This window comes from Chromobacterium violaceum ATCC 12472 (assembly GCF_000007705.1).
Taxonomy (GTDB): Bacteria; Pseudomonadota; Gammaproteobacteria; order Burkholderiales; family Chromobacteriaceae; genus Chromobacterium; species Chromobacterium violaceum.
Genome location: NC_005085.1, coordinates 411,223 through 436,005, shown reverse-complemented (window position 1 = coordinate 436,005; position 24,783 = coordinate 411,223). Strand labels below are relative to the sequence as shown.

Below are 24,783 nucleotides of genomic sequence, written 5' to 3'. Positions count from 1 at the left end.
TTCACTCCAGAATGCGGCGCAGCACCGCTTTGGCGGCCAACTTCGCCATTTCGATGTCGCGGGTCGGCCAGTTTTTGTCGATGTCGCGGACCACCGCCTCCGCCTTGCCCAGCTTGTCGGCGACGTTGTCCAGCGTGCAGCCCTGCATCGTTTCGGCCAGCGCGCCAAGCTGGCGGCCCATGGCCTGAAACTGCGGGATCAAGGGCTTAATGCTCTCAGCCAGCCGCGAATACGGCTGGATGAACTGGTTCAGTCGCTCCACGCCCTGGGCGATGCCCGGCACCGCGGTCTGCACATCCTTCAGCACGCCGGGCACCCGGCCCAGCGCCGACAGCGGATCGCGCCGCGCCAGGTCCTTCAGCTCGCGCACGTCGTTGACCACCTTGCGCGCCTGCACCGCCATGGTCTTAGCCTGGGACAGCGCCTTGCTCAGGCCGGACAGGTCCGGCTTGAAGCCTGCGCCGGCCAGCGATTGCTGCAGCTTGGCCTGCGGCAGGCCGCTGACGCTGCCCAGCAGGCCGGGCTTGGGCGACGGCGCCGCCTGGCCGCGGAACTCGCGCAGCGACAGCTGCGCCTCCACCGCCAGCAGATTGCCGCTGCGGTCGCTCTGGCGGCCGGTGCTGGTCAGCTCGGTGATCACGAAATGGCCCTTGTGATCGCCGTTGCCCAATACCAGCGCCAGCGCCTGGTGCGCCTGGCGGGCGGCGTGCAGCCGCTGCAGCTCGGCGTCCGGCTGGCAGTAGGCGGCGTGCAGCACCAGGTCGATGCGGACCTCGTCCAGACGGTCGCCGACAAATTGCAGCACCGGTTTGCCGCCTATCCGCGCGTGCTCGGCGTAATCGCTGCCGCCGCGCTGCTCCAGGCCGTCGAAATAACTGATCAGGTCGAACTCGATGTCACCCAGTACCGCGTACATCGTTTGCTCCTTTCCTCATGGATGCGTCTCCTCAGCCTCGGGCCGCGTAGCTGCGCCGCTGCCGGTCGGCCTCGTAGCGCTTCATCATTCGCTCGAACTCGGCGAAGGACAGCTGCATCGCTTGCTGCGCCTGCTGCTTGACCCCGGCGGCTGAAGCGCCATTGACGGTGATTTGCGGCGAGAAGGTGATGTTGAAGGCTGCGGCGGGGCCGGTTGGCTTGGCCGCGGCCTTGTTGGCGGCTTGCTGGATGCGCTGCAGCTGTTGCGCCTGCTGCGCCTGGGCGGCCGGCTTGGCCGCAGGCTTGGGCACGGGCTTGGCCTGAGCCGCCGGCTTGGGAAGCGCCACCGGCTTCGGCGGCGTCACCGGCTTGGGCACCCCCGCCGGTTTCGGCGCCGCGCTCGGCTTGCCTGCCCAGTTGCCTATCTTCTCGCCCAGCCATTCGCCGCCCTTTTGCCCCAGCCAGCTGCCCACCTGCCGGCCGACAAAGGTGCCGACGCCCGGCAACAGCATGGTGCCGATGGCGGCCCCGGCCGCGCCGCCGGCCAAGGCCCCGGCGGTGCCGCCCAAGGTCTTGCCGTAGGCGGCCGCCTTGGCTTGCGGGCTCAGATTCGACTGGCTGGTGAACAGCAGGTCCATGCCCACGCCCAGCAGATCGGCCTTGCCGATCACGCTCTTCAGGCCCTTGCCGCCCTTGCCCAGCGCCTGCAGCCCGGTCTTCAGCAAGCCGCCGCCGGACTTGCCCGGCTTCAATCCGGACAAGGCGTTCTTGCCCTTGTCCAACAGACCGCGCGCGTTCTTCAGCGCATTGCCGGGTTTGGCCGCCAGCTTGGCTGCCGGCTTAGGCTTGGGCACCGGTTTGGCGGCGGCCTTTGGCTTGGCGGGAGATTCGGCCTTGGCCTTGGATGGAGGCCTGGCAGCGGCTCCGCTCTTAGGCGCCGTCTTGGTCGCCGTTCTCGCTGCCGTTTTCGGCGCAGGCTTGGCAGCGGGCCGTTTTTTCCCCTTACCGCTCTTGCCGCCGGCTTGGGATCCGCCGTCGGCCTCGTCCCCGCCCAGCAGGGTGCCGGCGGCGGCCATCGTTTTCTGGAAGACATTGCCCGACGCGCCGGCGTAGGCGCGCAAAGCCTTGCCCGCCATCCCGCCGGCCTTGGACACGGTCTTGCCCAGCTCCTCCAGTTGCCCCAGGCCGCCCAATATCGAATCGACGCTGGGCAGCACGCCGCCCAGCTTGGCGTTGAGCTTGCCATGCACGTAATCCAGCGCTTCGCGGCCCTCGCCTTTCGACAGCGCGGCGCGCAGCTTGCCGCTGGCGTCGGCGATCACCGCGCCGCCGCGCTTGGCGTAGTCGGCGGCGCCGGTCAGGCTCTTGCCCGCGTTGCCCGGCTTCAGGTCCGACCATTTGACGCCGTCCAGACTGCGCAGCGTCACGCCGGCCAGCTGACCCGTCTTGGACACCACCTGGCCCACCGTCTCGGCGGTCTTGAGGCCGTCCAGGATCTTGTCGATGCTGGGCAATTTGCCGCCCAAGGCCTTGTCCAGCTTGCCGTGGACGAAGTCCAGCGCTTCGCGGCCCTCGCCCTTGGACAGCGCGGCATGCAGCCTGCCGCTGGCGTCGGCGATCACCGCGCCGCCGCGCTTGGCGTAGTCGGCGGCGCCGGTCAGGCTCTTGCCGGCGTTGCCCGGCTTGAGATCCGACCATTTGACGCCGTCCAGGCTGCGCAGCGTCACGCCGGCCAGCTGACCCGTCTTGGACACCACCTGGCCCACCGTCTCGGCGGTCTTGAGGCCGCCCAGGATCTTGTCGACGCTGGGCAATTTGCCGCCCAAGGCCTTGTCCAGCTTGCCGTGGACGAAGTCCAGCGCTTCGCGGCCCTCGCCCTTGGACAGCGCGGCATGCAGCCTGCCGCTGGCGTCGGCGATCACTGCCCCGCCGCGCTTGGCGTAGTCGGCGGCGCCGGTCAGGCTCTTGCTGGCGTTGCCCGGCTTGAGATCCGACCACTTGACGCCGTCCAGGCTGCGCAGCGTCACGCCGGCCAGCTGACCCGTCTTGGACACCACCTGGCCCACCGTCTCGGCGGTCTTGAGGCCGTCCAGGATTTTTTCGACGCTGGGCAATTTGCCGCCCAAGGCCTTGTCCAGCTTGCCGTGAACGAAGTCCAGCGCTTCGCGGCCCTCGCCCTTGGACAGCGCGGCATGCAGCCTGCCGCTGGCGTCGGCGATCACCGCCCCGCCGCGCTTGGCGTAGTCGGCGGCGCCGGTCAGGCTCTTGCCGGCGTTGCCCGGCTTCAGGTCCGACCATTTGACGCCGTCCAGGCTGCGCAGCGTCACACCGGCCAGCTGACCCGTCTTGGACACCACCTGGCCCACCGTCTCGGCGGTCTTGAGGCCGCCCAGGATCTTGTCGACGCTGGGCAGCCTGCCGCCCAGCGCCTTGTCCAGCTTGCCGTGGACGAAATCCAGCGTCTTGCGCCCTTGGCCCGTCGACAACGCGGCATGCGCTTTGCCGCTGGCGTTAGCGACGGCGGCACCTGCCTTTTGGGCGAAATCGGCGACGCGGATCAGTTCCTGCCGGGTCGGCAGCCGGAGTTTGCCAAGGGAGAGATCGATGCTGGGCCAGCGCCAGCCGGAGGGAGGGGAAGATGGAGAAGAGACAGAAGAGCGTTTGGCGGGGGCGTCGCCGGCGTCATTGCCGCCGCTCCGATTGCCGCTCTTGCTCCCTGTCCCCTGGCCGCCGCGCGCGCCGGAACGGGGCTCGCCCGCCGGCGGCAGATTGCGCTCGGCCTTGTCCTGGTCGCGGCGCTGGCTCTCCAGCTTCTGCTCGACCATGCGGATGGACGCGCTCAGCCGGACAGAGGCCATGACCTCGATCCGGCTTTGCTGGATGCGCAGCGTCGACTGCAGCGCGCCGCCCGGCGCGATGCTCAGCGCCCGGCCGCGGCGCAGGCTGGCCTGCCACGCGTCGTGCTGGCGGGTCAGCCGGCCCAGCGTGGCCTCCAGCTGGCGGTGCTGGCGCTCCAGCCGCGCCAAGTCCAGGCCGGCATAGGCCCGGCGGGTGCGTTCGACGTTTCCGGCCAGATCCTTCTGCGCGTCGGACAGGCGCAGGCTGCACTTGCGCAGATCGTCCATCGCGGAACGCGCGGAGCGGAAGGCATTGTCGAACACCCCGGACAGCGTCGCGCCCACCTTAAGGCCGATGAAAAACTCGCTTACCATGGTGATTGCCTGTGTTTGGGGAATGAAAAGGGGCGATCGGCCCCGTCCCGGCGGGCGGGAGGCGGCCGATCAGGAAAGATTCGGGCTGGAAACGGCTGGGCAGCCGCCTTACATGGCGTCCAGCAATTGCTGCTGGCGTTCGTTGCGGCGCTGGACCTCGCGCTCGGCGACTTCGCACCAGAACCAGTAGTCGTCCATCGCCAGCGCGTCGATCTCCGACGGCGGCAAGTTCAGCACCGTCAGCAAGACCTCGTCGAACGACTTAAGCGTTGTCGGATCCGCCCACCATTTCGCGAAAGCTGTCGGCCAGCGCGCGGCTGTCGGCGATGTCCAGCTGGTCGATGTCTTCCAGCGTCAGGCCGGTCATGCGGGCGAACAGGAAGTCTTCCTGGTCGGCGTCGTCCTGGCTGTGATGGCTGGCGGCCTTCAGGTCGGCGCGCTTCAGTCGCGCCACTTCCAGCGTGTCGATGCGTTGGCCGGCGGCGTTGGTGAACGGGTATTTCAGCTTGATCTGCATGATCGCTCCTTGAAGCGGGTTGGGATGCCGTCATTTTCCGGCAGCCGGCATCCGGGGTATGCGAAAGCGCTTTAGGGATTTGCTTTAAGAGCCTGCTGGCAGGATCGGAAAAAGATCGTGAACCGGCGCCAAAGACGGCCGGCGGGGTCGGGAGGCGTCCTCCCCGCCAGCCGCGCCCAGTCGCCCGCGGACCTGGTCCGCGGGACAGCCGGGATTAGCCGCCGATGTTCTGGCGATACAGCTCCAGCATGTCGTTGCCGCCTACGCGGAAGATGTTGGCCATGTAGTCCAGCTCCAGGATGTCCTCGCCGTCCACGACTTGCTTGACGTAGGTGGCGGTGAAGGCGGAGCTGAAGTCGGCGTTTTCATGCTGCTTGAAGGTGCCCAGCGGGTTCTTCTTGAACATCACGGTCAGGAAGGTGACCAGGCTCACCTGCTGCAGGCGGCCTTGCGAGCCGTAGGTCTCGATGCTGGAGCGGGCTTGCAGCTGCACCGCCTGGAACGGGTTGGCGATGATCTTGGCCACGTCCTTGTACAGCGAGTTCCACTTGATCTCGCCTTCCAGCTTCTCGAAGCCGGCCGGCAGCTCGATCTTGCCGACCATGCCCAGCGCCTTGTGCTCCTGCATGATGGCCGACACGTCCGGCAGCTTGATCTCCTCGGCGCGGCCCAGCAGGGAGTTGCCGTTGATGTAGATGTTGGCGTTGGTGATGCGGTTGATTTCAATCTTGCCGGCCATGATTAATTGCCTCCTTTCAGGCTGAGCAGGTATTCCGAGGTGATCTCGGTTTCAAAGGTCAGGCGTTCCAGCGGCGGGGCCACGGTGTACTTGTAGCTGATCAGCAGGTGGCCGGCGGACAGCTCGGTGGCCGGGTTGCGGGCCGGGTCGAACCAGGCTTTGAAGCCCAGCAGCGCGCCGTCGCCGATCAGTTTGCGGCCGTAGCCGTTCACCGATTCCACCAGCGCGTCGATGGTGGCCTGGTTCAGCGGCATGTCGATGAACTGCTGGCTGAAGTAGCGGATCGACTCATTGATCACGTCGCCGGTGCGGCGCACGTTCTCGAAGTTGCGCATGTGGCTGACCGCCGGCCAGGCCGCGGTGCGGTTGCCCCACAGGCGGAAACCGGAGCCGTAGCTGTTGAAGACGGTGGTGATGCCCCTCTCGTTGAGCTGATTCACCTCGCAGTTCGGGTCGTCGATCATCGCGGTCAACTGGCGCTCGACGCCGACCACGCCGGCCAGCTCCTGGTTGGAGCTGGACCACCAGAAGCCCTTGTCGTTGTCCACCTTGGCGCGCAGGCCGGCGGCGCGGGACGACAGCGGCTCGTAGCGCAGGCCGCCGTTGCCGTCGGCCACCATCACGTGCGGGTAGCACAGGCGGACGCGGTCGCTGGAAGTGTTGAAGTTGATGGTGCCCGCCGGGCCGCGGCCGGCCAGCGCGTCGGCGAAGGCGGTGCCGATCGGCGCGTCGACGTAGGCGATGGCGTCCAGCTTGTCGGCCATCGCCGCCATTTCCGCGGCCACGGTGTTCTGGGTGCAGAAGCCCGGCGCGATCAGCAGCTTGGCGAAGAAGCCGAACTTGTTGTAGGTGTCCTGCAGCGCCTTGAGGCCGGTGCGGTTGCCGGCGGCGTTGGCGGCTGCGCCGATGATGTCGGCGGCGGTCACCCTGGACGGATCGGCGTAGTCGTAACTCACCTTCAGGTTGGCGCCGGCGGCGATTTTGCCCGTCTTCAAGCGGGTGATCTTGCCGTAGCTTGCGTCCAGCGCGTAGTCCTGGCCGGCAACATGAGTCGTGGCGCCGTCGGCGCTCTTGACCACCGCATTGGCCACCGCCGGATACTTCAGACGCACGGAGTCGGTGGCCGGGTCCAGGGTCACGGCCTCGTCCGTGATCGTAGACTTATGCGCAACCGGGTCCAGCACATTGATCACCACCACGGTGCCGGCGCCGTGATCGTAGATCGCGGTCAGCGCCTGCGGAATGGTGAAGCCGGGCAGCTGCGGGCCGAAGGCCGCCGCGTCCTTTTCCGACAGGGTCAGCGTGGTCGCGTTGACCGGGCCGGCCGGCGCGGTGCCGATCAGGCCGATCACCGCCGACTTGACGGTGCGCACCGGGCGCGGGCCGCGTTCGACTTCGATCGTTTCAACGCCATGCAGATAGTTTGCCGCCATGCTTACTCTCCTTGTTCAGCGGTATGGGAAGGGATGGTTGCGCCCGCGGACTGCGCGCTCAGGTAGCCCAGCGCCACCAGGGTGCGGGTGTAGCTGTGTTCTTCCGGCATCTCCACTTCCTTGCCGGGAAACAGCATGATTTCCTGGCCGTCGCCCAGGGTGACGCCGCTGATCGGACCGGAATACAGATACTTCATGGTTGCTCCTCGTTTGAGACTGCGTTAAGCATGATCACGGGCTCCGGGTCGGCCTCCGTCACTTGCAAGGTGTCGGTGGCCAGCGCGATGGCGTAGCGCGCCACCCCATCGCGGTAACCCAGAAAGGTTTCCGACAGCAGCCACGCCGGCTGGCAGTCCGGCAGGGCGAAGCCGAGGCAGGCCCGCCGTATCGCGTCCAGCGCGTCGCAATCCCCCAGGCCGGCATCGCGCTGGTTCAGCAACACCGTGATCGCCAGCTGCAGCGTGCGCACCTGGCCGTAGCCGTCGCGCAGCGGGCCGAACTGGCTGCCGCGCAGGCACAGCAGGGCCGCGCCCTGCGGATGCGCCAGCGGATAGTCGTCCTCGGCGCCGGCGAAATACTCGACGGTCAGTTGCGGCGCCGCGCCGCGCAAACGCGCCAACAGCGCGCCGACAATCTGGGAAGTGCTTGCCACAGCGGAACTCCAAGCAGAGGGGAAAAGAGACGCGCGGAAACCGCGCTCGGACTGCCGGCCAGCGGGAGTCGCTTGCCGGATGTGGCGAAGAATGCAGCAGGGAGGGGGTGGGTTTCTTGTAGCCGCTGTTAGTAAATGCGGCACTGACATCGAGCTGACACCGGTCATCCGGCTCGCGCGGGGAGGAAATGGAACAATGGCATCCATCAGAACAACCTCAACGCGGGAGCGCGCATGCAGGCACCACTTCGCAGCAAGGGACCGGAACTGCTGGCAGACCTGACCGACCACATCACGGCGGCGCTGCGCCAGCTGGCGAACACCGAAGACAGGCAGGCGGAAAAGATCGCCCGCGAGATCACCCGCCGCATGGCCTTGCACTGGGGCGGCCAGAACGTCTATTTCCCGCTGGGCAAGAGCAGCAAGTCGGCCGAGCGCGACCGCCAGATCCTGGCCGAATTCAACGGCGCCAACCACGCCTCGCTGGCGCAGAAGCACGGCATCTCGGTGCAGTGGGTCTACAAGATCATCAAGAACGCGCGCAGCGCGTCCTGACGCCGCCTCTCTCCAAGCGCTGACTCCGTTCGATTGACAAAAGCGGGATCGGCCGACACAGTAAGCTCACGCCATAGCACCGGCGCAACTATCAAAATAAACAAAGAGCATCAGGAGAGATTCATCATGAAAACCCGACACAGTCTGCTGCTGTGCACCTTGGTGGCAGGCGTCGCCGCGTGCAACAAACCCGCCAGCCAGGCGCCGCAACCGGAACAGGCCGCCGCCGGCTCCGCGGTGGTCAAGATCGGCACCGCCAACCCGCTGACCGGCCCCTTCGCCCACTGGGGGCGCGACGCCGACAACGGCGTCAAGCTGGCAGTGCAGGAGGCCAACGCCGAGAAGCTGACGCTGGACGGCAAGCCGGTCACCTTCGAAGTGGTGTCGGAAGACGATCAGGCCGATCCCAAGGTCGCCACCCAGGTGGCCCAGCGCATGGTGGACGCCAAGGTCGCCGGCATCGTCGGCCACCTGACTTCCGGCGCCGCCATCCCCGCCTCCCGCATCTACGCCGACGCCGGCATCCCTATGATCTCCGGCTCAGTCACCAGCCCGTCGTTCACCCAGCAGGGCTACCGCAACACCTTCCGCCTGATCGCCAACGACCTGCAGCAGGGCCAGGCGCTGGCCAAGTACGCGGTGGACAAGCTGGGGGCGAAGCGCGTCGCCGTCATCGACGACCGCACCACCTACGGCCAAGGCCTGGCCGACGACTTCGCCAAGTCCGCCGAACAGGCCGGCGCCAAGGTGGTGAAACGCGAATTCACCACCAACACCGCCACCGACTTCATGGCGGTGCTCACCTCGATCAAGGGCGAGAAGCCCGATCTGCTGTTCTACGGCGGCATGGACGCCCAAGCGGGTCCGATGGTCAAGCAGATGGCCAAGCTCGGCATCAAGGCCGCCTTCATGGGCGCCGACGGCGTCAACACGCCGGAATTCGCCAAGTTGGGCGGCGACAACGCCGAAGGCAGCTACGCCTCCAGCGCCGGCGCGCCCAAGGAAAAGCTGCCTGGCTACGGCGAATTCAGCCAGAAGTACAAGCAGCAGTTCCAGTCCGACATCCAGGCCTACGCGCCGTACACCTACGACGCCGCCAAGGTGCTGATCGCCGCGATGAAGCGCGCCGGTTCCGCCGAGCCGGCCAAGTATCTGCCAGAAATCGCCAAGACCGATTACCAGGGCGTCACCGGACCGGTGAAGTTCGACGCCAAGGGCGATATCCAGCAGGCGACGGTGTCGCTGTATCAACTGAAGCAAGGCAAGTGGGTGGGACTGTAAGCATCCCTGTCGAACGGCAATAAAAAAACCCGCCAGGCAACTGGCGGGTTTTTCATGGAAACGGGCAGGAAGTCGCGCGATTCGCGCGCCGGAATGCGCAAAGCCCAGCTCTTTGAGCTGGGCTTTGTCGTATGGGCGTCTGGCGGTGTCCTACTTTCACATGGCGAATGCCACACTATCATCGGCGCTAAGGCGTTTCACGGTCCTGTTCGGGATGGGAAGGCGTGGGACCACCTCGCTATGGCCACCAGACATAAACTGGTACAAACTCAAGAAGCCTGAACCAGAGCATCGCTCTGATTCTGAATATTCGGTATCTGATCGTGTCGCACACACACGCTATCTTCGCGCCTTGGATTCTCCAAGCCACTCAAATGATAGGATCAAGCCTCACGAGCAATTAGTATCGGTTAGCTTCACGCCTCACAGCGCTTCCACACCCGACCTATCAACGTCCTGGTCTCGAACGACTCTTCAGGGAGGTCAAGCCTCCAGGGAAGTCTCATCTTCAGGCAAGTTTCCCGCTTAGATGCTTTCAGCGGTTATCTCTTCCGCACTTAGCTACCCGGCAATGCGACTGGCGTCACAACCGGTACACCAGAGGTGCGTCCACTCCGGTCCTCTCGTACTAGGAGCAGCCCCCGTCAAACTTCCAACGCCCACTGCAGATAGGGACCAAACTGTCTCACGACGTTTTGAACCCAGCTCACGTACCACTTTAAATGGCGAACAGCCATACCCTTGGGACCGGCTACAGCCCCAGGATGTGATGAGCCGACATCGAGGTGCCAAACACCGCCGTCGATGTGAACTCTTGGGCGGTATCAGCCTGTTATCCCCGGAGTACCTTTTATCCGTTGAGCGATGGCCCTTCCATTCAGAACCACCGGATCACTATGTCCTGCTTTCGCACCTGCTCGACTTGTCGGTCTCGCAGTTAAGCTACCTTTTGCCATTGCACTATCAGCACGATTTCCGACCGTACCTAGGTAACCTTCGAACTCCTCCGTTACACTTTGGGAGGAGACCGCCCCAGTCAAACTGCCTACCATGCACTGTCCCCAATCCGGATCACGGACCAAGGTTAGAACCTCAAACACACCAGGGTGGTATTTCAAGGACGGCTCCACCAGAACTAGCGTCCTGGCTTCAAAGCCTCCCACCTATCCTACACAAGTCTGTTCAAAGTCCAATGCAAAGCTACAGTAAAGGTTCACGGGGTCTTTCCGTCTAGCAGCGGGGAGATTGCATCTTCACAAACACTTCAACTTCGCTGAGTCTCAGGAGGAGACAGTGTGGCCATCGTTACGCCATTCGTGCGGGTCGGAACTTACCCGACAAGGAATTTCGCTACCTTAGGACCGTTATAGTTACGGCCGCCGTTTACCGGGGCTTCGATCAAGAGCTTGCACCCCATCACTTAACCTTCCGGCACCGGGCAGGCGTCACACCGTATACGTCCACTTTCGTGTTGGCACAGTGCTGTGTTTTTGTTAAACAGTCGCAGCCACCGATTCTCTGCGACCTCTCAAAGCTTCGAACGCGAAGTCCTACACTCTAAGAGGCATACCTTCTCCCGAAGTTACGGTATCAATTTGCCGAGTTCCTTCTCCTGAGTTCTCTCAAGCGCCTTAGAATTCTCATCCTGCCCACCTGTGTCGGTTTGCGGTACGGTTCTTGTGTAGCTGAAGCTTAGTGGCTTTTCCTGGAAGCGTGGTATCAGTCACTTCAGGTCCGTAGACCCTCGTCATCACGTCTCGGCGTTAAAGAAGGGCGGATTTGCCTACCCCTCACGCCTACCGGCTTAAACAGACTATTCCAACAGTCTGATGACCTAACCTTCTCCGTCCCCACATCGCACTACACAAAAGTACGGGAATTTTAACCCGTTTCCCATCGACTACGCTTTTCAGCCTCGCCTTAGGGGCCGACTCACCCTACGCCGATGAACGTTGCGTAGGAAACCTTGGGCTTTCGGCGAGCGGGCTTTTCACCCGCTTTATCGCTACTCATGTCAGCATTCGCACTTCTGATATCTCCAGCATCCCTTACGAGACACCTTCACAGACCTACAGAACGCTCCCCTACCACGGACACTTACGTGCCCATCCGCAGCTTCGGTTATCAGTTTGAGCCCCGTTACATCTTCCGCGCAGGACGACTCGACCAGTGAGCTATTACGCTTTCTTTAAATGATGGCTGCTTCTAAGCCAACATCCTGGCTGTCTAGGCCTTCCCACTTCGTTTACCACTTAACTGATCATTTGGGACCTTAGCTGGCGGTCTGGGTTGTTTCCCTCTTGACGATGGACGTTAGCACCCACCGTCTGTCTCCCATGCTCGCACTTTCCGGTATTCAGAGTTTGCCATGGTTTGGTAAATCGCAATGACCCCCTAGCCATAACAGTGCTTTACCCCCGGAAGTGATACATGAGGCACTACCTAAATAGTTTTCGGGGAGAACCAGCTATCTCCGAGTTTGTTTAGCCTTTCACCCCTATCCACAGCTCATCCCCTAGTTTTGCAACACTAGTGGGTTCGGACCTCCAGTGCGTGTTACCGCACCTTCATCCTGGCCATGGATAGATCACTCGGTTTCGGGTCTACGCCCAGCAACTAAGACGCCCTATTCGGACTCGGTTTCCCTACGCCTCCCCTATTCGGTTAAGCTTGCTACTGAACGTAAGTCGCTGACCCATTATACAAAAGGTACGCAGTCACGGAACAAGTCCGCTCCCACTGTTTGTATGCATCCGGTTTCAGGTTCTATTTCACTCCCCTCCCGGGGTTCTTTTCGCCTTTCCCTCACGGTACTGGTTCACTATCGGTCGATCACGAGTATTTAGCCTTGGAGGATGGTCCCCCCATCTTCAGACAGGATTTCGCGTGTCCCGCCCTACTTCTCGTACGCCTAGTCCTTGGAATGTGTTTTCGTGTACGGGGCTATCACCCACTATGGCGGTCCTTTCCATAACCTTCCACTAACACAATCCATAACACGTACAGGCTGTTCCGCGTTCGCTCGCCACTACTTACGGAATCTCGGTTGATTTCTGTTCCTCGAGTTACTTAGATGTTTCAGTTCACTCGGTTCGCCTCCACTGACCTATGTATTCAGTCAGGGATCTCCTTGCGGAGGGGTTTCCCCATTCGGACATCGCGGGATCAAAGCTCTATTGCCAGCTCCCCCGCGCTTTTCGCAGGCTTACACGTCCTTCATCGCCTGTGATCGCCAAGGCATCCACCAGATGCACTTAGTCGCTTGACCCTATCATTTCAGTAACCTAAATCACCAAAACGACGGAGCGTGTTTGTGCGACGACTGCACCGCCCCTTTTGATATGGCGACGCAGCCTTAGATACAATCAAATACCCAAGATGACGATTTGTCCGCGTAAAGAGTTAACTCTACGCTTTCATCTCGCCGTCTTATATATTCGGCTTCTTCAGTTTGTTAAAGATCGGGCGTTTTACAACGCAAACAAAATCAAACTTCTCAATTCGATTTTGTTTGCGGCGTATGGTGGAGGATGACGGGATCGAACCGACGACCCCCTGCTTGCAAAGCAGGTGCTCTCCCAACTGAGCTAATCCCCCTCTTTTTGGGTGATGCTGCGTTGCTCAGTCGCTCATGTGCATGAGCACACTTCGCTTCTTCGCGCCTTGCCTGACCCAAAAAATACTGGTGGGTCTGGTAGGACTCGAACCTACGACCCCTGCGTTATCAACACAGTGCTCTAACCAGCTGAGCTACAAACCCAGTAGTCGTTTGATACCACATCCTTTTCGATCAAAATCAAGCAGATCCAGGCGAAAGCTGACGACGTGTACATCGAGTACACGAGGAGGCTTTCAACGCAGAGCTGCGCAGATTTTCATCGAAAATGCCCTTAACTTGAATAACCGATAGGCTGTAAGTACTTGGCAATCGCCAGTCTCTAGAAAGGAGGTGATCCAGCCGCAGGTTCCCCTACGGCTACCTTGTTACGACTTCACCCCAGTCATGAATCCCACCGTGGTAAGCGGCCTCCTTGCGGTTAGCCTACCCACTTCTGGTGAAACTCACTCCCATGGTGTGACGGGCGGTGTGTACAAGACCCGGGAACGTATTCACCGCAGCATGCTGATCTGCGATTACTAGCGATTCCGACTTCACGCACTCGAGTTGCAGAGTGCGATCCGGACTACGATCGGTTTTCTGAGATTAGCTCCACCTCGCGGCTTGGCAACCCTCTGTACCGACCATTGTATGACGTGTGAAGCCCTGCTCATAAGGGCCATGAGGACTTGACGTCATCCCCACCTTCCTCCGGTTTGTCACCGGCAGTCTCATTAGAGTGCCCAACTGAATGATGGCAACTAATGACAAGGGTTGCGCTCGTTGCGGGACTTAACCCAACATCTCACGACACGAGCTGACGACAGCCATGCAGCACCTGTGTTACGGCTCCCTTTCGGGCACCAAGCCATCTCTGGCAAGTTCCGTACATGTCAAGAGCAGGTAAGGTTTTTCGCGTTGCATCGAATTAATCCACATCATCCACCGCTTGTGCGGGTCCCCGTCAATTCCTTTGAGTTTTAACCTTGCGGCCGTACTCCCCAGGCGGTCAACTTCACGCGTTAGCTACGCTACCAAGGATTCAAACCCCCAACAGCTAGTTGACATCGTTTAGGGCGTGGACTACCAGGGTATCTAATCCTGTTTGCTCCCCACGCTTTCGTGCATGAGCGTCAGTGTCATCCCAGGGGGCTGCCTTCGCCATCGGTATTCCTCCACATCTCTACGCATTTCACTGCTACACGTGGAATTCTACCCCCCTCTGACGCACTCTAGCTGTGCAGTCTCCAATGCCGTTCCCAGGTTAAGCCCGGGGCTTTCACATCAGACTTGCACAACCGCCTGCGCACGCTTTACGCCCAGTAATTCCGATTAACGCTCGCACCCTACGTATTACCGCGGCTGCTGGCACGTAGTTAGCCGGTGCTTATTCTTCAGGTACTGTCATCCCCGCCGGGTATTAACCAGCGGGATTTCCTCCCTGACAAAAGTCCTTTACAACCCGAAGGCCTTCTTCAGACACGCGGCATGGCTGGATCAGGGTTGCCCCCATTGTCCAAAATTCCCCACTGCTGCCTCCCGTAGGAGTCTGGGCCGTGTCTCAGTCCCAGTGTGGCGGATCATCCTCTCAGACCCGCTACTGATCGTCGCCTTGGTGAGCTCTTACCTCACCAACTAGCTAATCAGACGTCGGCTGCTCGTATAACGCGAGGTCTTTCGATCCCCCGCTTTCCCCCTCAGGGCGTATGCGGTATTAATCCGGCTTTCGCCGAGCTATCCCCCATTACACGGTACATTCCGACGCATTACTCACCCGTTCGCCACTCGTCAGCGGTGCAAGCACCCTGTTACCGTTCGACTTGCATGTGTAAAGCATGCCGCCAGCGTTCAATCTGAGCCAGGATCAAACTCTTCAGTTCAATCTCTTAGCAATTTCTGGCACGCAAGTTCAAAGAAATAACTGGTATTTCCTATCTCTTGCAGTGCAAGTATTCGGCTTTCGCCAAGCACTTACACCTATCGGTTATTCGTTCTGTTAAAGAGCAGTGCTGGCCGCTGCGTCGTCGCTGCGGAACCGTTTCGTTTCCGCTGTTTCGTTCGCTGCGTCAGCTGAGGAGACGAACTATACCTGCGCCCCCACCCTCGGTCAACAGGTTTTTTGAGAAAATGCGGAGATTTTCAAGACGAACCCGCCAAGATCTTGTTTTGCAAAGATTTTTAATTTACGCTTTTTTAAGAAAAGCGCACATCTCTTGCTGAGACAGGGCTTTTAGCATGCTTCGACCTCGTGGATTTTTTGCAAAACTAGGCAAAACCAGCTGAATTTTTCGTCAAATGCTCGAAAGAACAGAACTTCCCTCATAGCTTGGCGTGACATTGTCATTTCATGTTAGGATGAAATGCCTACATCATCAGGATGCGCGCCATGAACATTTCCCTTAGGCAAAGAACGCGAGGCTTGCCTTCCGGCTTTCATCTGCTGATGTTGAGCGACGCGCTGAGCGGCCTGGCGATGGGCGCCGGCTACGTCAGCATCAGCTGGTGGGTGGTGTCGATGGGCGGCGCGCGCGACATGGCCTGGTTCAGCACCTTGACCGCGCTGGTGATGCTGATCGCGTTGCCGCTGACCGCGCCGCTGGGCGACCGCTTTCCCAAAAACCGGGTGATCGCCGGCGGCATCCTGCTGGCGATGCTGTCCGGCCTGGCATTGGCCGCGATGGCCTGGTTCCGGTTCTATAGCTTGGCCTGGGTGGTCGCCAGCGAATCGATGGCGATGTTCGCCTGGGCCATCGTGTTTCCCTCGATGATGAGCATCGCCGCCGAGCTGGTGCCGGCGGCGCGGCTGACCGACGCGCTGTCGCTGCAAAAGAGCTCGCAGTCGGTGGGCAACCTGGTTGGCCCGGTGGTGGGCGGCAGCCTGATGGCCTTCATGCCGGCCTGGCTCGCCCTGGGCGCTTACGCCATCCTGCTGGCCGTCGCGGCGGCCGGCGCGCTGCGCATCCGGATGCCGCCGCGCGACCTGGCCAGCCTGCGCGAGGAAAGCTTCGTCGACCAGGTGCGCAGCGGCCTGCGCGTGCGCTGGCGCATCCCGCTGGAGCGGAGCTGGGCATTATGGGGACTGCTGGTGATGACCGCCTATTTCCCCATGGTAATCACGCTGCTGCCGATCAAGCTGCATCAGCTGGGCCTGCCGGCGATCTGGCTGGGCGCCTGCGAAGCTGCCGCCAGCGGCGGCTTGCTGGTCGGCTCGCTGTGGCTGACCCACCGCCTGCTGCAGTACTGTAGCCGGCCCCGCGCCCGCGCCTTCGCCATGTGGGCGCTCGCCGCCGTCTTTCTGGTGGTGGCGCTGACCGACCATCCCTACCTGATGCTGGCCATGTTCGGCATCGAAGGCGTGTTGCTGTCCATCACCATGCTGGTCGGCCAGACCCACCGCACGCTGGCGGTGCCGGAGGCTTACCGCGCGCGGGTGTCGGCGATCAATGTGCTGGTGGCCAAGCTTGGCGGCATGCTGGGTCCGGCGCTGGCCGGCATCCTGCTGGCCAGCTGGTCGCTGGACGGCGTCTACCTGTTCTTCGCCGTGTTCCACCTGCTGACCGTGCCGCCGATGCTATTGCTGCCCGGAGTCAACCGCTTCCTCAATCTGAGCCACGAGGAAGTCAAGGACTGGTATCTGCGCCAACATCCCGAAGCCTTCGAACCCATCGCGCCGGCGGGCGGCAAGCTGAAGCAGCCTATATAAAACAAAACGGCGACCGAAATGGCCGCCGTTTCCGCATACATATATATAGAGTAGGGCGGGACTGGCTTAGAGCACGTAGCGCGCCAGGTCCTCGCGCTCGGCCACTTCGCCCAGCTTGCCGTCGACGTAAGCGCCGTCGATCCTGCACGCGCCGGACTTGGCGTCGAAGGCCACTTCCTCCAGCAGTTTCTCCATCACCGTGTACAGGCGGCGAGCGCCGATATTCTCGGTTTTCTCGTTCACCTGCCAGGCGATCTCGGCCAAACGCTGGATGCCGGAGTCCTCGAACGCCAGTTCCACGCCCTCGGTGGCCAACAGCGCCTGGTACTGGCGCGTCAGGCAGGCGTTGGTGCTGGTGAGGATGGCCTTGAAGTCATCGACCGACAGCGACGACAGCTCGACGCGGATCGGCAGGCGGCCCTGCAGCTCCGGAATCAGGTCGGACGGCTTGGACAGCTGGAAGGCGCCGGAGGCGATGAACAGGATGTGGTCGGTCTTCACCATGCCGTATTTGGTGGACACCGTGGTGCCCTCCACCAGCGGCAGCAGGTCGCGCTGCACGCCGGCGCGCGACACGTCGGCGCCGCTGTGGCCTTCACCGCGGCTGGTGACCTTGTCGATCTCGTCGATGAACACGATGCCGTTCTGCTCGACATTCTTCAACGCCTCGGCCTTCAGCTCTTCCTCGTTGACCAGCTTGGCGGCCTCCTCGTCGATCAACTGCTTGAAGGCGTCGGCCACCTTCATCTTGGCGGTCTGCTTCTTGCCGGCGCCCAGGCCCTGGAACATGCCTTGCAACTGGCTGGCGAAATCCTCCATGCCCGGCGGCGCCATCACGTTCATCTGGGCGGCCGGCGCGGCGATCTCCAGCTCGATCTCCTTGTCGTCGAACTTGCCCTCGCGCAGCATCTTGCGGAATTTCTGCCGGGTGGCGCCGTCCTCGTGCTTTTCCTCCACCGCCGGCTCCTCGGCGAAGAAGCCTGACGGCTGCTTGCGCGGCTGCGGCAGCAGCACGTCGAGGATGCGCTCTTCGGCGGCGTCCTCGGCGCGGGTGCGATTGCGCTTGATCGCCGCTTCGCGCGTGTCCTTGATCGCCACGTCCACCAGGTCGCGGATGATGGTGTCGACATCGCGGCCGACATAGCCGACCTCGGTGAACTTGGTGGCTTCCACCTTGATGAACGGCGCGCCGGACAGCTTGGCCAGGCGACGGGCGATCTCGGTCTTGCCGACGCCGGTGGGGCCGATCATCAATATGTTCTTGGGGGTGATTTCGCTACGCAGCGGCTCGGCCACCTGCTGGCGGCGCCAGCGGTTGCGCAGCGCGATGGCGACGGCGCGCTTGGCCTTGTGCTGGCCGATGATGTGCTGGTCCAGCTCGTGGACGATTTCCTGCGGGGTCATTTGCGTCATGACGATCTCCGCCCGGCCGCTGCGGCCGGGCCTTGCATTCGGGTTCAGGCCTCGTCGTCCGGGCCCAGGGTTTCGATCAGGTGGTTGTGGTTGGTGTAGATGCAGATGTCGCCGGCGATCTCCAGCGATTTCTTCACCACCACTTCCGGCGCGAGGTCGGTGTTTTCGAACAGCGCGCGCGCGGCCGACTGGGCGAAGGCGCCGCCGGAGCCGATGGCGGCGATGCCCTGCTCCGGCTCCAGCACGTCGCCGTTGCCGGTGATGATCAGCGTGTGGTCCTTGTCGGCGACGATCAGCATCGCCTCCAGCCGGCGCAGCATGCGGTCGGTGCGCCAGTCCTTGGCCAGCTCCACCGCCGACACCAAGAGGTTGCCCTGGTGCTTCTGCAGCTTGGCCTCGAAGCGCTCGATCAGCGTGAAGGCGTCGGCGGTGCCGCCGGCGAAGCCCGCCAGCACCTTGCCGCCGTGCAGCTTGCGTATCTTGCGCGCGGTGGCCTTGATCACGATATTGCCCAGGGTCACTTGCCCGTCGCCGCCCAGCGCCACGCGCTCGCCGCGACGGACCGAAACAATGGTGGTTCCGTCGAACTGCTGCATATTGGTATTCCAGTGTATGGCGGCCGGCGGTGTGCCGGCCTTTGTCCTCAATATGCAGACGATCGCGGCGATTGCAAGCGCGCGGCGCCGCGGCGCCCGGCCACAGACTGGAAAATGAGAATTGTTTGTATTATCATTTCCGACATGAAATCCTCTCCTGTCCTGCAATATTCCGCCCTGGGCGGCGTGCTGGCCGCGCACGCGCTGGCATTGGCGCTGCTGAACGGCATGGCCGCGCGCCCGCAGACCGTCACCCCGCCCCAGGCGCTGCGGATGGAAATGATTTCGCTGGCGCCGGCCGAAAAGCCCGCCGTCGCGCCCAAGGCCGCCCCGGCGCCAGAACCTGTCAAACCCCAGCCTCAGGCCAAGCCCGCGCCGAGCAAACCGACGGTCCAGTCGAAACCGGCCCTGCAGCCGGCGAAAACCCAGGCCGACGCGCCGGCGCCGGCCAAGGCGATCAGCGCGGCGGCGGCTCCGGCCGCCCCGACGCCAGCCGCGGAGGCGCCGAAAAGCGCCGGCGGCAAGGCCGACAGCCGCGATCTGCCGGTCACCGAACCGCTGGCCCACGGCGGCTACCTGAACAATCCGGCGCCGGCCTATCCGACGGTATCGCGCGAGGAAGGCGAGGAAGGCACCGTGCGCCTGCGCGTCCACGTCAGCGCACAGGGCCTGCCGCAGGAGGTGTCGGTGCAAAGCAGCAGCGGCTTCCCGCGGCTGGACCGCGCCGCGCTGGCGGCCGTCAAGCGCTGGCGCTTCATCCCGGCCAAGCGCGGCGGCGAAGCCATCGCCTACCCCTTCATCGTGCCCATCGAATTCTCACTCAAGTCTGCCAATACATGAACGTACTGACCGTATTCCAACAAGGGGACGCCGTACTGATTTCGGTGTTCATGATCCTGATCCTGATGTCGGTGCTGACCTGGTACCTGATCATCGTCCGCGGCGTGCAGACCTTGTCCCTGCGCCGCGCCAACCGCGAGGCGGAAAACGCGCTGTGGGGCGCGGCCGACTGGCGCCAGGCCGAAGCCAGCCTGCAGCATAGCCAGGGCCAGTTCGCCAATCTGGCGCGCGCCGGCCTCGCCGCGCTGAAGCAATACCAGGGCCAGGCCGGCCGCGCGCTGGGCCAGGCCTGCGGCGTCGACGAGTTCCTGACCCGCGCCATCCGCAGGGCGCTGTCGCAGGAAATGGCGCGCCAGGAGTCCGGCCTGACCGTGCTGGCCTCGATCGGCTCCACCGCGCCCTTCGTCGGCCTGTTCGGCACCGTGTGGGGCATCTACCACGCGCTGGTGAACATCGGCCACGCCGGCCAGATGAGCATAGGCGCGGTCGCCGGCCCGATCGGCGAGGCGCTGGTGGCCACCGCCGCCGGCCTGGCCGCCGCCATCCCGGCGGTGCTGGCCTACAACGCGCTGACCCGCGCCCAGCGCGTGATGTCGCAGGAGCTGGACTACTTCGCCCACGACCTGCACGCCCAGTTGCTGACCCAGTCCGGAGACGGCCATGGCGTTCGGTAGCTTCAACCAGGGGCCGGCCGCGCCGATGGCCGAGCCCAACACCACGCCGCTGGTCGACGTGATGCTGGTGCTGCTGGTGGTGTTCATCATCACCACGCCGCTGCTGACCAACGCGGTCAAGGTGGACCTGCCGCGCGCCCAGGCCGCCGAGCACCAGGACAAGCCCGAGCAGATCCGCCTGGTGGTGGATGCCGCCGGCAAGCTGTTCTGGGATGACCAGCCGGTGGCCGAGACCGATCTGCCCGCCCGCTTCGCCGCAGCCGCCGCCGCCAATCCCAACGTCGAGCTGCACTTGTCCGCCGACAAGGCGGTGCGCTACGAAACCGTGGCCAAGGCGCTGGCCGCCGCGCAGCAGAACGGCGTAGGCAAGATAGGCTTCGTCACCGCCGCGCAGTAAAGCGCCGGACCTCCGCCCCGCCCCGATGCCAGAGGCGGGGCGCTCTTATCCCGCAGCCCTGGACGGCAGGTCTCTGCGGCGCGCCTGCCCTGGCCCGCCGCGCCGCAGCATGGCAATATCGTCCGCACGCCATCCATTCATCCCGCCGCGCCCGGCGCGGCGACAGCAACGGTCTCCATCACGATGTCACTCCGCTTTCCCCGACTCGCCCTGGCCGCCGCGCTCGCCTGCGCCGGCCAGGCCGCCCACGCCGTCCTGCAACCCGCCGCCGACGCGCCGCTGGCGCGCCGCTCCAGCACCGTCTGCCATCACCTCGCCGACAACGGCCTGGACTGCACCACGGAAAACCAGTTCACGATCCTGAAGCCGGCCGGCAAGGACCTGCTGTCGCGCATCGATTTCACCTACGCCGACACCGACAGCCTGGAAGTGCTGGACGGCGAAGTGCGCCAGCCGAACGGGCGCGTGGTCAAGCTGGACAAGTCGCAGGTGGAAACCCGCGCCGCGCCCAATCCCTACGCCGGCGTCAGCCGCGACAAGCAAACCTGGATCGCCTTCCCCGAGCTGGCGGTGGGCAGCGTGGTCAGCTACCGCGTCAAGCGCCGCATGGCCTCGCCGCCGCTGAGCCGCGAGCTGCTGTACCGGCTGGACTTCGACGCCGAACCCACCCGCAGCGACAGCTTCCGCTTCGAGCTCGACTCCCCCCGGCCGCTGCTGTGGCGCGGCGACAAGATGGACGACTTCAAGATCGACGCCAGCGCCGACGGCAAGCGCATCGTCGTCGAGCAGAAGGCGCCCCGCTACCTGAATTTCACCAACGAGTGGGACAACAGCGCGCTGCGCGGCTGGCCGCGGCTGAGCATCGCCACCAGCGACTCGCCGCAAAGCCATTTCGGCGTCTATGCCGAACGCTACAACCAGATCCTGTCCGCGCCGCTGCCGCCGGCCGCCGCCGCCGAAGTGGAGGCGCAGCGCGGCAAGCCCGCCGCCGAGCAGGTGGCCGCCTTCATGCAGCACATCAACGGCCATTACCGCTACCTGAACGACCAGCGGCTGGCCGAGCGCGGCCTGGTGCCGTTCACGCTGGCCGAGATCGAACAACACGGCTACGGCGACTGCAAGGACCTGGCCACGCTGCTGGCCGCGATGCTGCGCGCGTCCGGCATCGCCGCCGAGCCCACGCTGGTCTTCCGCGGCAACGACGCGCCGCGCCCGCTGCTGCCCGGCCTGGGCACCGTCAACCACATGATCGTCCGCGCCGTGGTGGACGGCAAAACCGAGTGGCTGGACCCGACCAATCCCTTCTTCGTCCCCGGCCGCATCATGCCGGACCTGCAGGACCGGGCCAGCTACCGCATCGGCGCCGACGGCCAGGTGCGCGAAGAGGCGATCCCGATGCAGGCGGCGACGCTGACCAGCCGCAGCGAGCGGGTGGAAACGCTGCGCCGCGACGGCAGCGCCGCCATCGCCATCCGCGGCGAAGTCTCCGGCTGGCCGCTGGTGCAGCTGGCGATGCAGGACCGCTACCAGGGCGCCGCCAGCTCCGACCAGAGCCTGTGCCGGGCCGTGAACAAGCAGCCGAAAGCCTGCAAGGTGGAGCGCCCCGCTACCGGCTTCCTGCAGCCGGCGCGCTACGCGGCGCGGATAGACAGCGTCGATCTGCGCGCGGTGGAGAGGATTTCCGGCCTCTACCTGTACGATCCCGGCCTGGAGCACGACTGGAACGGCTTCGACAGCTACCTGGCCAACGGCAACCAGGCCGACGTCTATCTCGGCGACGCCGAAACCGTCGAGCGCGCGGTGACGCTGCGCGGCGCCCGCGCCATCCAGCCGCCGTTCAGCTGCCAGGCGCGCTCGCGCTGGTTCGACCTGTCGCTGGAACAGCGCAAGACGCCCGACGGCATCCGCTACCAGTACCGGCAGACCCGCAAGGTGCGCTGGCTGAGCCGCGAGGAAATCGCCAGCCCCGAATTCATCCGCTTCAACGCCGAGGCGCGCGCCTGCGCGATCCAGGCGCGGCAGATCGTCAAGCTCTGAGCCGGGTGGCAATCGGCACAAAGGACGGCCCCGGCCGTCCTTTTTCACGCCGGTTTCATCTATAGATTCTTTAAACTGGAGCCGGGAAATTCAATAGCGACCACATGCAAGCCTTGCTGCGCGATGCGCATAGCATGACAATGGCGGATTGGCAGCCATACTACAAATAGCAAGGTCATAGAGAAGCAAACCATGGAACAGACCGCAACAGGCCGCGGCGGCGGACGCGAAGTGCAGCTGGCGCCGCACGAACTGATCGTCACCAAGACCGACCCCACCGGCCACATCACTTACGCCAACCGCGTGTTCATGCGCATCGCCGGCTACGCCGAACACCAGCTGCTGGGCCAGCCCCACAAGCTGATCCGCCACCCGGACATGCCGCGCGGCGCCTATCGCCTGATGTGGCAGACGCTGCAGGCCGGCCACGAATTCTTCGCGCTGGTAAAGAACGCCACCATAGACGGCAACTACTACTGGGTGCTGGCCAACGTCACCCCTGACTATGACCTCAAGGGCAAGCTGCAGGGCTATTACTCGGTGCGACGGCCGCCCAGCCGCGCCGCCATCGCCGCCATCGAGCCCATCTACGCCGAGATGCGCAAGATCGAGGCCGCCCACGGCAAGGCCGCCGCGCCCGACGCTTCGCGCGACTGGCTGCTGGCGCTGCTGGAAGAAAAAGGCTGCAGCTACCAGGACTTCATCCTGGAGCTGAACGCCGACGTGCTGAAAGCCAAAGGAGTCGCCGGATGAGTTCGCCGCGCAAACCCACCCCCTTCCTGCGCTCCCACCTGGCCTGGGTGCTGGGCGCCTTCAACCTGCTGGTGCTGCTGTCGATCCTCGACGACTACCTGTTCCCGCCGCTGGCCCACCATGCGATCAGCGTGCTGCTGATGGCGTCCACGCTGGCCCTGACCTGGTGGCTGTGGCAAAAGGGCGGCCGCATCTTCCTGCTGCTCAACACCTTGACCCGCCAGCTGGGCCTGGCCTGCAGCGGCGAGCTGCATCACCGCAGCACCCAGACCCGCGCAATGGGCGAAGTCGGCCAGGTGGCCTGGCAGCTGAACGACTTCCTGGATCTGGTGGAGACCTACTTCAAGGAAATCAACACCTGCTTCCAGGAAATCAGCCGGGGCAACTTCAACCGCAGGCCGCTGAGCCAGGGCCTGCCCGGCATCCTGTCCAGCTCGCTGGAGAGCGTCAACATCGCCATCCAGTCGATGGCGGACAACGACGGCTTCGTGCGCCGCAACCGGCTCTCCTCTCAGCTGGCCGCGCTGAACAACCCCCATCTGCGCCAGGACCTGGCCGGCAGCCAGCGCGACCTCGCCGCCATCAGCCAGGCGATGGACCAGGTGGCCCGCATCACCCGCGACAACGCCGACGGCGCCCGCGTCAGCCTGGACAGCGCCAACGAGCTGTCCGGCCACCTGGACACCATCGCCGGCAGCGTCAGCAGCATGGACACCGCCAGCCAGATGCTGGCCCAGGAATGGCAAGGCATCGAGACTTCTCTGGCCGACATCTCCGCCATCGCCGACCAGACCAACCTGCTGGCCTTGAACGCCGCCATCGAGGCGGCGCGCGCCGGCGAAACCGGCCGCGGCTTCGCCGTGGTGGCCGACGAGGTGAGAAAACTGGCCGAACGCAGCAAGAGCACCGCCCACCAAGTGCAGGGCGTGCTCGAGTCGCTATCCAGCCGCATCGGCGACATGCAGGCCCAGGCCAGCGCCGCCGGCGGCGTGGCGGGCGAGGTGCAGTCGTCGGTGGACTCGTTCCGCCAGCGCTTCTCCAGTCTGGCCGAGCAATCCGACCTGGTGCTGCAGCAGGTCAGCGCCGTGCAGCAGAAATCGCAGACCTCGCTGCAGAAAGTGGGCCACGTGATCTACAAGCAGAGCGCCTACCACGCGATCGAGGAGGCGCAGGAAGCGCCCCCGGCTCTGGAGCTGGAAGCCTGGCTGGAAGGCGATGGCGCGGCGCTGTTCGGCAGTGCCGCCCAGAACCTGCGGCCGCCGCTGCTGCAACTGCGCCAGCAGGTGGACGCCGCGCTGCGCGCCGCCAGCCAGAACGGCCAGCTCGACGAAGCCGCCATCGTCGCCAGCATGCGCGCGGTGGAACAGGCCAGCCAGAAGCTGCAATCGGGCCTGGAGGAGCTGGGCGGCCGCTGAGCCTGCGCCGTCTATCCCAAAAGCCGGGCATGCCCGGCTTTTTTCATGCCCGG

The 24,783-nt window shown here is 63.8% G+C and carries 19 protein-coding genes, 2 tRNA genes and 3 rRNA genes; 9 read left to right on the top strand and 15 right to left on the bottom strand.

The features are described 5' to 3' along the window. Nucleotide 1: 1 nt before the first annotated feature. The 8 genes from CV_RS02020 to CV_RS01990 all read right to left on the bottom strand — a co-directional run bounded on the left by CV_RS02020 (nt 2) and on the right by CV_RS01990 (nt 7,468). Nucleotides 2–916, bottom strand: a complete 915-nt coding sequence (locus CV_RS02020) for a phage tail protein (protein WP_011133969.1) — start codon at nt 914–916, stop codon at nt 2–4. 31 nt (nt 917–947) lie between these two features. Further along, nucleotides 948–4,127: a hypothetical protein gene (locus CV_RS23755; protein WP_043595304.1), complete on the bottom strand. Its 3,180-nt coding sequence runs from the start codon at nt 4,125–4,127 to the stop codon at nt 948–950. A 108-nt stretch (nt 4,128–4,235) separates the two neighbouring features. After that, entirely contained in the window at nt 4,236–4,373 is a 138-nt protein-coding gene (locus tag CV_RS23750) for a hypothetical protein (RefSeq protein WP_155401917.1), read from the bottom strand. A gap of 16 nt (nt 4,374–4,389) precedes the next feature. Beyond that, nucleotides 4,390–4,644, bottom strand: a complete 255-nt coding sequence (locus CV_RS02010; protein WP_011133966.1) for a phage tail assembly protein — start codon at nt 4,642–4,644, stop codon at nt 4,390–4,392. A gap of 214 nt (nt 4,645–4,858) precedes the next feature. Further along, the gene (locus tag CV_RS02005; RefSeq protein WP_011133965.1) at nt 4,859–5,383 is read right to left on the bottom strand and encodes a phage major tail tube protein; all 525 of its coding nucleotides are present in this window, start codon (nt 5,381–5,383) and stop codon (nt 4,859–4,861) included. A 2-nt stretch (nt 5,384–5,385) separates the two neighbouring features. Next, nucleotides 5,386–6,816 (bottom strand): phage tail sheath subtilisin-like domain-containing protein, encoded by a 1,431-nt coding sequence (locus CV_RS02000; protein WP_011133964.1) that lies wholly within the window; start codon nt 6,814–6,816, stop codon nt 5,386–5,388. A 2-nt stretch (nt 6,817–6,818) separates the two neighbouring features. Next, on the bottom strand, nt 6,819–7,013 hold the full coding sequence (locus tag CV_RS01995) for a hypothetical protein (protein WP_011133963.1): 195 nt from the start codon (nt 7,011–7,013) through the stop codon (nt 6,819–6,821). After that, nucleotides 7,010–7,468, bottom strand: a complete 459-nt coding sequence (locus tag CV_RS01990; RefSeq protein ID WP_043595302.1) for a Gp37 family protein — start codon at nt 7,466–7,468, stop codon at nt 7,010–7,012. The genes CV_RS01995 and CV_RS01990 overlap by 4 nt, the downstream gene beginning before the upstream one ends. Before the next feature lie 234 nt (nt 7,469–7,702). Here CV_RS01990 and CV_RS01985 point away from each other — a divergent pair, with 234 nt between their 5' ends. Both CV_RS01985 and CV_RS01980 read left to right on the top strand, forming a co-directional pair. Next, complete coding sequence (locus tag CV_RS01985) at nt 7,703–8,023, top strand: Mor transcription activator family protein (RefSeq protein WP_011133961.1); 321 nt, start codon at nt 7,703–7,705, stop codon at nt 8,021–8,023. A 126-nt stretch (nt 8,024–8,149) separates the two neighbouring features. Next, nucleotides 8,150–9,304, top strand: a complete 1,155-nt coding sequence (locus CV_RS01980) for a branched-chain amino acid ABC transporter substrate-binding protein (protein WP_011133960.1) — start codon at nt 8,150–8,152, stop codon at nt 9,302–9,304. Nucleotides 9,305–9,441: 137 nt separating this feature from the next. Here CV_RS01980 and rrf read toward each other — a convergent pair. From rrf to CV_RS01955, 5 genes are all read right to left on the bottom strand, one after another. Continuing rightward, nucleotides 9,442–9,556 (bottom strand): 5S ribosomal RNA (rrf, locus tag CV_RS01975). 127 nt (nt 9,557–9,683) lie between these two features. Beyond that, nucleotides 9,684–12,572, bottom strand: a 23S ribosomal RNA gene (locus CV_RS01970). 253 nt (nt 12,573–12,825) lie between these two features. Then, nucleotides 12,826–12,901, bottom strand: a tRNA-Ala gene (locus CV_RS01965). A gap of 86 nt (nt 12,902–12,987) precedes the next feature. Next, nucleotides 12,988–13,064 (bottom strand) — tRNA-Ile (locus CV_RS01960). A gap of 182 nt (nt 13,065–13,246) precedes the next feature. Then, nucleotides 13,247–14,782 (bottom strand): 16S ribosomal RNA (locus CV_RS01955). Together the 16S, 23S and 5S rRNA genes with 2 tRNA genes alongside form the textbook arrangement of a ribosomal RNA operon. Nucleotides 14,783–15,288: 506 nt before the next feature. On the opposite strand from CV_RS01955, the gene CV_RS01950 reads away from it, so the two are divergent. Then, nucleotides 15,289–16,605, top strand: coding sequence for an MFS transporter (locus CV_RS01950; protein ID WP_157760174.1), 1,317 nt, complete (start codon nt 15,289–15,291; stop codon nt 16,603–16,605). Nucleotides 16,606–16,671: 66 nt separating this feature from the next. Here the strand turns inward: CV_RS01950 and hslU are convergent, their stop codons facing one another. After that, nucleotides 16,672–18,018, bottom strand: coding sequence for an ATP-dependent protease ATPase subunit HslU (gene hslU, locus CV_RS01945; protein WP_011133957.1), 1,347 nt, complete (start codon nt 18,016–18,018; stop codon nt 16,672–16,674). A 44-nt stretch (nt 18,019–18,062) separates the two neighbouring features. Next, nucleotides 18,063–18,614 (bottom strand): ATP-dependent protease subunit HslV, encoded by a 552-nt coding sequence (hslV, locus tag CV_RS01940; RefSeq protein ID WP_011133956.1) that lies wholly within the window; start codon nt 18,612–18,614, stop codon nt 18,063–18,065. A 144-nt stretch (nt 18,615–18,758) separates the two neighbouring features. Between hslV and CV_RS01935 the strand changes: the two genes are divergently transcribed. The 6 genes from CV_RS01935 to CV_RS01910 all read left to right on the top strand — a co-directional run bounded on the left by CV_RS01935 (nt 18,759) and on the right by CV_RS01910 (nt 24,730). Next, the gene (locus tag CV_RS01935; protein WP_043595298.1) at nt 18,759–19,454 is read left to right on the top strand and encodes an energy transducer TonB; all 696 of its coding nucleotides are present in this window, start codon (nt 18,759–18,761) and stop codon (nt 19,452–19,454) included. Further along, nucleotides 19,451–20,128, top strand: coding sequence for a MotA/TolQ/ExbB proton channel family protein (locus CV_RS01930; RefSeq protein ID WP_011133954.1), 678 nt, complete (start codon nt 19,451–19,453; stop codon nt 20,126–20,128). The genes CV_RS01935 and CV_RS01930 overlap by 4 nt, the downstream gene beginning before the upstream one ends. After that, nucleotides 20,115–20,525, top strand: coding sequence for an ExbD/TolR family protein (locus CV_RS01925; RefSeq protein WP_011133953.1), 411 nt, complete (start codon nt 20,115–20,117; stop codon nt 20,523–20,525). Before CV_RS01930 ends, CV_RS01925 begins: the two co-directional genes overlap by 14 nt. 183 nt (nt 20,526–20,708) lie before the next feature. Next, complete coding sequence (locus CV_RS01920; RefSeq protein WP_011133952.1) at nt 20,709–22,562, top strand: DUF3857 domain-containing transglutaminase family protein; 1,854 nt, start codon at nt 20,709–20,711, stop codon at nt 22,560–22,562. 192 nt (nt 22,563–22,754) lie between these two features. Next, nucleotides 22,755–23,315 (top strand): PAS domain-containing protein, encoded by a 561-nt coding sequence (locus CV_RS01915; protein ID WP_011133951.1) that lies wholly within the window; start codon nt 22,755–22,757, stop codon nt 23,313–23,315. After that, nucleotides 23,312–24,730, top strand: coding sequence for a methyl-accepting chemotaxis protein (locus CV_RS01910; protein ID WP_011133950.1), 1,419 nt, complete (start codon nt 23,312–23,314; stop codon nt 24,728–24,730). Before CV_RS01915 ends, CV_RS01910 begins: the two co-directional genes overlap by 4 nt. The last annotated feature ends 53 nt before the right edge of the window (nt 24,731–24,783 follow it).